This is a genomic window from Leptospira kirschneri serovar Cynopteri str. 3522 CT (assembly GCF_000243695.2).
Taxonomy (GTDB): Bacteria; Spirochaetota; Leptospiria; order Leptospirales; family Leptospiraceae; genus Leptospira; species Leptospira kirschneri.
The window spans coordinates 41,702-50,040 of record NZ_AHMN02000021.1 but is presented as its reverse complement, the minus strand read 5'-3'; the positions used below and the strand labels follow the sequence as shown (position 1 = coordinate 50,040).

General features: G+C 37.9%; 6 protein-coding genes. 4 read left to right on the top strand and 2 right to left on the bottom strand.

Going from position 1 to position 8,339, the window contains the following annotated elements:
* The 4 genes from LEP1GSC049_RS00825 to LEP1GSC049_RS0207505 form a co-directional block, all read left to right on the top strand.
* Positions 1–4,098, top strand: a 4,098-nt coding sequence (locus LEP1GSC049_RS00825; RefSeq protein WP_016561190.1) for an Ig-like domain-containing protein, incomplete at its 5' end; no start/stop codon positions are given.
* Between the two features lie 43 nt (positions 4,099–4,141).
* A complete protein-coding gene (locus LEP1GSC049_RS208460; protein ID WP_004776997.1) occupies positions 4,142–4,579 on the top strand; it encodes an LIC_10463 family lipoprotein in 438 nt (145 codons plus the stop codon).
* Positions 4,554–4,934, top strand: coding sequence for a Bor/Iss family lipoprotein (locus LEP1GSC049_RS0207510; RefSeq protein WP_004761367.1), 381 nt, complete (start codon positions 4,554–4,556; stop codon positions 4,932–4,934). The genes LEP1GSC049_RS208460 and LEP1GSC049_RS0207510 overlap by 26 nt, the downstream gene beginning before the upstream one ends.
* A gap of 8 nt (positions 4,935–4,942) precedes the next feature.
* Entirely contained in the window at positions 4,943–5,272 is a 330-nt protein-coding gene (locus LEP1GSC049_RS0207505) for an LA_3781 family PerA/PerB upregulated protein (protein WP_016748405.1), read from the top strand.
* Here LEP1GSC049_RS0207505 and LEP1GSC049_RS208465 read toward each other — a convergent pair.
* Positions 5,254–5,658 carry a VOC family protein gene (locus LEP1GSC049_RS208465; RefSeq protein WP_004751246.1) on the bottom strand — a complete coding sequence of 135 codons (405 nt, stop codon included), beginning with the start codon at positions 5,656–5,658 and terminating at the stop codon, positions 5,254–5,256. The two genes, LEP1GSC049_RS0207505 and LEP1GSC049_RS208465, sit on opposite strands and share 19 nt — an antisense overlap.
* A 606-nt stretch (positions 5,659–6,264) precedes the next feature.
* Positions 6,265–7,563, bottom strand: a complete 1,299-nt coding sequence (gene add / locus LEP1GSC049_RS208470; protein WP_306292203.1) for an adenosine deaminase — start codon at positions 7,561–7,563, stop codon at positions 6,265–6,267.
* Positions 7,564–8,339: the final 776 nt, after the last annotated feature.

The following is an 8,339-nucleotide window of genomic DNA, read 5'->3' as shown; positions in this document are numbered from 1 at the left end:
GCTTACGGAGCAGCTACAGGAGCAACGGATATTAAAGCCACATTCGGAAAGGTAAGTAGTCCAGTTTCTACGTTATCCGTTACTGCTGCAAAACTTGTTGAAATACAAATCACACCGGCCGCTGCTTCCAAAGCAAAGGGACTTTCCGAAAGATTTAAAGCAACCGGTATTTTTACAGACAACTCTAATTCCGATATTACAAATCAGGTCACTTGGAGTTCATCTAATACAGATATTGCTGAAATTACAAATACCAGAGGAAGCAAAGGTATTACAAATACACTCACTCCCGGATCGAGTGAAATATCCGCCGCTCTCGGTTCAATCAAAAGTTCTAAAGTAATATTGAAGGTAACTCCGGCACAATTGATTTCCATTGCCGTAACACCTACAAATCCATCAGTTGCAAAAGGTTTAACACAACAATTCAAGGCCACCGGAACATATACGGATCATTCCGTACAAGACGTGACGTCCCTAGCCACCTGGTCTTCTTCCAATTCCGGAAAAGCAATAGTCAACAATGTTACTGGTTCAGTTACAACAGTCGCTACTGGAAGTACAAACATTAAGGCAACGATAGACTCCATATCCGGATCTTCCGTTTTGAATATCACTTCCGCGCTTCTTACTTCCATCGAGATAACACCGACGATCAATTCTATCCCTCATGGTTTTACAAAACAATTTAAAGCGACTGGTATTTTTACAGACAACTCTACTCAGAATTTGACTCAGCTTGTAACTTGGATTTCTTCCGATCCCTCCAAGATCAAGATCGAAAATAACTCCGGTATAGCAACAGCTTCTGCATTAGGAAGTTCGAATATTACGGCCATCTACAAATTTGTCCAAAGTTCCCCAATTCCGATCACAGTCACTGACTTAAAACTGAAAAGTATAACTATCAGTCCTTCCTCAAGTTCAATAGCCAAAGGATTGACCCAACAATTTAAAGCGATCGGAACTTTTATAGACGGTTCTGAACAAGAGATTACGAATCTTGTGACCTGGTATTCCTCCAAATCCGATATTGTTCCTATCAATAATTCTGCGGGTAAAAAAGGTTTAGCGACCGCACTCTCAATAGGTTCTTCCAACATCTCCGCAATTTACAATTCTATAAGCAGTAATAAAATAAATTTTAATGTAAGCGCCGCCACGTTAGATTCCATTAAAATCAATCCAGTCAACAATAACATCGCCAAGGGACTTACCCAACAATATACTGCGCTTGGCGTTTATTCAGACTCCACCATTCAGGACATCAGCGATTTAGTTACATGGTCCAGTTCCAATTCTGACTCGATCAGCATCTCCAATTCGACCGGAACCAAGGGAAAAGCGACCGCTTTACAGATTGGAAAGAGCAAAATTACCGCGACTTACAATTCCATTTCGAAAAACATAAATTTAACTGTCAGCGCAGCAACTCTCTCTTCGATTTCTATATCTCCTACCAATACAAATATAAACACCACCGTATCAAAACAATTCTTTGCAATGGGAACGTATTCGGACGGAACCAAAACGGATTTAACTTCTTCGGTTACATGGTCCAGTTCGAATCAAGCTCAAGCAAAGGTGAGTAACGCATCTGAAACGAAAGGATTGGTTACAGGGATTACTTCTGGAAATCCTATAATCACAGCGACCTACGGCTCAGTGTCGGGAAATACAATTCTCACAGTAAACAAAACCGACACGATAGCTCCGACGGTTCAATCCGTAGTTTCTTTATCACCTACTACCATCCAAATTGTATATTCAGAATCCATAAACAATCAGGAAGCCCTTGATTTATCCAATTACAAAATAATTGATAGTTCCAATTTTTACGGACATTGTTCGGATAATACGGACTTCAATTCCAATTCTCAAACCGCAGATTTTTCTCTTAGTAGTATCAAAGGAAGTAAAAATACTTTTACGATCACACTTTCACATTCACAAATCTTAAACAAATCATACACACTTGTAGTCAACAAACAAGGAATTCACGATCTTTCTTCCATTCCAAATTCCTTAAGTTGTCCAAATAACTCTGATTTTATAGGAAAAGAACAACTCAAACTTACAAGTGCAGTTTGTAATTCCTTAAACCAAGTGATCGTTTCTTTTTCCAAACCTTTATATTCGGGAAAGGAAGCAACAAAATCCGTGGAATGTTCAAATCCGTCCCAGTGTGAATCCAGATATAAATTTGCAGGTGTGTCTTCATTGGGAAGTATTACGAGCGTTAGAATTTTAGATGGAAAAGTATGCGGTGGAGCACCGGCAGACTCCTCGAAAATATGTTTAACACACTCCCTTCTTCAATCAGGTGGTCAATATACGATCATCGCCGCAAATGATTTGAACGGAGACGGCTTTGACAACAAATCCTGGGGAGCAATTCGAGATTCATTAGATCAAGAAAACCTACAATCTTCTCCGAAAGATAGAATCAACTTTATAGGTTGTGGAAATTCCCCTCTCAACTTTATGGATGGCCCGATCGTGTCAGATCCTTTTGGAGACGGTTCCGATTTCGGCTCTCTTGTAGATTACAACAATCAAATCTATCTAGGACCGAATGTAAAAGGAAACCAAGCAGCTCGATTCAATTACGACGGAACTTTTCCGGAATCTATTTTTTTCTCTTTTACCAAAGATATAAATGCCACTAACCGTGCTTCTTCAAGAGATGGAGGAATTCCGGTTCCGAATTACGTTACAATCGGTCATACCGGTTGTACTCTCAATAGTGCAGACATTACTACTGGATGTGGTCCGGATAACGAAGATGGACGTGGAGTTTTTGCCACCGGATCATTAGACAAAAAATCTCATATTTTTATAGCAGGTTCAAAACCAAGGAAATTCAACTATCTCTATTATTCCTCAGATACCGATACAAACCTTAATTTTAAATATATCGATATGGGAGAAATTACTGGATTGGCGACTGCAGGAACTTCATCTATCGCGGTTCTAGACGATCGAATCCATGTAGGTTTTGCAAAAAGAAATCAAAATCTAAACGCACCTGATTTCGGTAAAATCACCTTTAACACATCCGATCAAAATCGATGTGCAATTGTAAACAACTGTGAAGCCTCTAACGGTTATCGCGGCAATCGTTTTAGAATCGATAGAATGCCTTATTTCGGAGGGGGAAGCCAAGACTTAGTCAGTAGCGAAAAACAAAAGATAAAATTTAGAAGGGGTAGTTTGGATATAACTCCTGGCCCTATTGTTCACAAAACTAAAGTGAATGTTAAAGAAAACAGATTAAATAAACTGAATAATTCCTCGATCAACTGGGGTTATTATGTGGGAATAGATTCTCTATTCGTTTTTAAAGAAAAACTTTACGCCGCAAACGGAGGATTTCCAAATTCATTACATAATGGAAGTATAATACACTCTACCAGTGCAAATCCTAGTCCTTGTGAAGGAATCAATCGTTGTTCCAGTTGGAAAGACACAGCACATAGATCCAATCCGAAGTGGCATAACTCTCCTCATAACAATTGGTTTTCACTGGAGCTTACAAAGTATCGAGATTTAATTCCGGCGGATAAAGCATTCTCTCAATTCGCAGAATTTAACGGAAGATTGTATGTAACAAGAACGATCTGTGTAACGAAAGAAGATCACTCCGGACTCAGACAAAGTTTACAAACTTTGAAAGGTTGTACAGACGGAAGTTATACAAATCGAAGACCTCAACTTTGGAAATGTGATCCGACTCTAACCGGCGATACAACAACCTGCGAAGCAGAAGATTGGTCTTTAGTAGGAGATAATGGAACCGGGTTTACGAATTTCGGAGACGATTCCAATCACAGTATGACGATGGTAGTTGCAAGTGGATCTTATCTCTACGTAGGTTTTGACAACGAAAACGGAATTCAAATCTGGAGAACAAATCTTGAAAATCCTGGAAGTTCATCACACGACTGGGAGCCTATAGGAATAGGCGGATTAAGAGACGTTACCAATCGTCAAATTTATTCGGCTATATCCGGAATGAATTTTGGTGTAAATTTCGTATATATAAGCGTAGGAAATAAAGATCAACCGGTTAAAATTTACAGACAACAGAACCAATAATATGCAAAATTCATTAAGAATCGTCGTGACGATAATGGCTTGTATGTTTACCGGATTAATCTCCTGTAAAATAAACGAAAATTCAGAAAGGCTTATATTCGATCAAAGCGAACAAAACGGAACAGTTCGTCTTCAGTCTTTCGTTCAAGGAACATTAACTCCGGAAAAGAACATTCAAAATTATGAATTTACTATCAACCAATCCGAAAACATCCGTGGAAACGTACAGGTCGATTCCACGGATCCAGATCTAAAGGTTGAATTAATTAAAAAAGGATTTCTTTTTGACTCAAAGAAAGAATGTACAAATACAAATTTAGGAAACACATACTCTTGTAAAATCGAAAATCAATCATTGGAAAAAGGTAGATATACCGCAGCCGTTTATAAAAACACGAATACGAAAAAATCAGATTTTAATCTTTTTATAGGAATATTCGGGAAGGGTTATATAAATGTCGAAGCAACATCCAATTACTAGGATCTCGATAACATTTTTGATTTTAAGTTTACTTACCACTTGTCAAAACGTACAAGTAAGTTTTGCACAAAAACCACCAAAATCATGTGTACCGCCTATACTGAGAAGACAGTGTAAAAACGATTTGGAAGAAAGAGCCAGGCTCAACGCACAACCGCCTAAAGTTCATGTCGTTTCTCAATCCTTTTATTTTTGGGGAATGGTTCCGAAAAAATACCACGTCAATGTGAGTGATTATTGTCCAAACGAGATCAAAGAAATACGTCAATATTCCACGTTTTTAGATTCTCTTTATGAACAATTAACTTTCGGAATTTATACTCCTAGAACCTTAAATCTAACCTGTTATAACTGAGTTAAACCATGAAACTTTTTAAAATAGTATTTTTTGCTTTAATAACGTTAACAATGATTAACTGTTACAATACTACATTACAAATCCATGATACAAAATACTCTATAACTGCCGGGGCCGAACCTGAACAAACCTACAAACAAGGAGGTTTTCTATTAGGTTTGATAAACACGTTCGATACTCCGGAAGTTCGATGTTCCGAAGGAGAACCAGAAATTTTAATTTCAAGAAACTTCTGGGACAATCTGATCCATTGGATAATCGGCGGAATATATACTCAAAGAACCGTACAAATATTCTGCAAAAAAGAAACCGTAAATCAAGAAGGTCCCGGATAAAATCCGGGATTCCAAGCGACCTCCCAAAAAAACCCTTCCGGATCTTGGAAGTAACCGGAGTATCCCCCCCAAAAAACGTCCTGAGGTCGCTTTACGATTTTGGCACCGACTTTCTCCGCTTTTGCGATGACTTGATCCACTTCTTCTTTGGACTGTCCATTATAGGCGATAGTAAATCCTCTAAAACCGTTACCTTCTGCAGAAACGCCCGCATCTGCGGCAAGTTCTTCCCAAGGATATAAAGCCAGCCAAGTTCCGTTTAACGTAAAGAAGGCGACGTTTCCTTCAAATTTCATTTTAGGAAACCCAAGACCTTGTTCGTAAAAATGAACCGCTTTTTTTAGGTCCCTCACTCCGAGAGTAATCAAATTCATTCTTGGTTGCATGGGACTTAGATTTCAAAAATCGAAAGGATCGAAAAGTAAAATTCAATTTATTTGAAAAGAATTCTGCCGTTCCATAAACTCTATGGTTTCACTGATAACTATTATCTACGATCTCTATCAAATTGAGGACCGTAAATTTTTATTACAAAACCCTGTCGGCGCAAAATACTGGATGTTTTATTTTTTAGTTCTGAGTAATATTTCATACTCAAACAAGATATTGTGATAAAAATTTTTGGTATTCTCTGACTTTGTATAGAGTTCAAATTATACATTAGAGTTGTTGAAACATTCCATAGTGGGAATCAACAAAATTAATTCAATTGCCCATTTCAATGTAAAGGAAACGGATAGAGAACTCTCATTTTTTAACAATCCTATTCTTAAAATTTTCGTTTAAAAAAAATAAGATTTCAAAATCTTGAATGTAACTTTCAACTCGGCCTACAAAGCAAAACGTTGAGTTCAAAGTTACTAGAAATCATCTCAAAAATATTTTAAAATTCGATATTTTAAACAAAGATCAAGTATCTTTGAGATAGATTTTAATTTTTCCAAGCGGTAACTAAAGAAAACGAAAAGTTCAAGTTACTTTCAGAACCATTTTTATCTTTTTAGACCGTATCTTGCTTTTACGAGATGAATGTTTTTTTCCATTTCGGCCCAGAGAGATTCCTTATTGGGATGAAAGGAGGCAAAAACACCTTGACGAATCAAATCCACGATCTCATCCAAAGAGAAATCCAGGAATCTCCAAAGTTTATAATATTCGTATGTAAGATTTACATTGAATATCTCAGGATCGTCCGTGTTGATACTCAGAGGAAGACCCTGATCGTAATAATAACGAACCGGATGATTTTGTTCTTTTCTAACGTATTTGCCGGTAAATACGTTAGACGTCACACAAATTTCTATCGGAATATGATTCTCTCTAAGATACTTTACCAATTCGGGATCTTGGATCGCGGAAGTTCCGTGTCCAATCCTTTCCGCTTTGAGAAGTTCCACCGCCTCCCAAATCGCCCAAGGACCGTCGTCTTCTCCGGAATGTGCCACTACCCTGAGCCCTGCTTCCCTTGCTTTTTGGAAAACCTCTTGATAATCCCTAGCAGGTCCCATAAGCTCTGCACCTCCAAGACCAATTCCGATCACTTCCGGATGTCTCAGTTTTAGAACCCGATCCAGATTTTTCATTGCATTTTCCGGTCCAAAAGATCTGGAAACATCGACTAACAGACGTATGGTGATACCATCGTCTTCCTTTTCCTCCCGAATTCGATTGACTAAAAAATCGATCATTTCTTGGAAATCGAGACCGTTTTGAATAAACTTAGAAGGAGCAAAAAAGACTTCCGTATAAACGATGTTATTCGCTCTCATGTATTCCGCGAGACTTTCCACAAAAAACGAGAAATCGGAAGGTTCCTTAACAAGTGATTGAATAAAAAAGAATACTTGAATGAAACCGTTCAAATCCTTAAAGTTAAATTTAGCTTCGAACTCTTCATCCGTTACGTTAATTCCATTCTTAGCCATCAACCTTTTCATCGTGTCCTTATTGACACATGCCTCAAGGTGGAGATGGATTTCCGTTTTAGGAAGTTCTCGTAGGAAATTAATTACGTCTTGATCGTCCGGTTTTTCCTTGGAAAGATCTCCAGACGGAAAAAGGCCTTTGAGCGGAACCGGAGTTTCCTGAGAAATCCCGGTTCCCAAGATCCAAGCGGGTGGATCTAGGACCTCAAGTTCCATAAGGCCTACTCTTTCGTTTAAGAGTTCGTTGATTTGTTTATCAAAAGAAATTTGTAAGGAAGAAGAATAAGGCCGGTCCGCAGGAAGTCTAGACTTCAAGCGGTTCAGTTCGGTCACGTCTCGATCGATGATCCGAATTCTATCTAAAATCTCTTGAAAAGTTAAAGCCACTAAGGCAATATATATTTTCCAGGAAAAGATTTCAATTCTGATTCAAGTATCAGAGTTTAGATGACCTAAGAACCAAACGGCCCCTAACCTTTCCACTTTGCTCCAAAGTCGACCCGACACCCAATGTTTCGTTCGAAACGTTCCATCCCATCAAAATTCAACAAAATTGATCCTACTTAAAACTACATAATAAAGAACCAATCCAATAATGTGAATTCAGCTTTGCGGGACCGCGCTTTCAGCTCCAGTCAATAAATTGTATGAAAGAAACTTAATACGATATTTTTTTTAAGTTTTAATTTAAAACGCGATCTGTCGAGCGCCAATAGAAGCGAGACGCTGAGTTTGAGAGAGCGTTTTACTGAGTTTCCAACGCGATCCATAGGAAAGCGTTCTGCCGGGTTTCTCTACACTTCAATCACTTTCGAATCAGAATATACCTAACTCACGTTAATTGATGCTTCATCACAACATTAAAACATTTCTGATTGATAATTTAACAATAAAAAGAATTAAAAATCTATAATAGAGCTATTGAAAAATTCCATAGCGGAGATCAACAGAATTACTTCAATCGATCATTTCATGAAACAGCGTTTTACAATAAAAACCCACGGTATTTAAAGCTTGTCTAAAACCTTAAAGAATTTTATGCGATAATTCCTTAGAAATTTTTAATCAAACGGAGTAGTTCCTACAAATTAGATCACATTTGGCAATTTGCAAACTTTCAAGTAGTTCTAATCTCGTTAAAT